Below are 255 nucleotides of genomic sequence, written 5' to 3' on the forward strand. Positions count from 1 at the left end.
TGGGCACGCCCTGCGCATTGAAGTGGCGCGAGGCCGGCGAGCGTGAACGGCTCTGGGCGATCAACCCGCGTCATCCGATCGCCGAGGGCATCGGCGAGAACTTCGTGCTCGAGAACGAGGAGATGTACGGCGAGCAGTTCTCCGTGCCGGAACCGCTCGAAACCGTGTTCATCTCCTGGTTTGCCGGCGGCGAGGTGTTCCGTTCGGGTCTGACCTGGCGTCGGGGCGCCGGCAACATCTTCTATTTCCGCCCGG

At 65.5% G+C, this 255-nt stretch carries 1 pseudogene; it reads left to right on the forward strand.

Annotated elements, in window-relative coordinates:
• Positions 1–255, forward strand: a pseudogene (locus IB264_RS35750) (trehalose utilization protein ThuA); the annotation flags it as partial.

The sequence above is a fragment of the Ensifer sp. ENS11 genome, assembly GCF_014851895.1.
Taxonomy (GTDB): Bacteria; Pseudomonadota; Alphaproteobacteria; order Rhizobiales; family Rhizobiaceae; genus Ensifer; species Ensifer canadensis.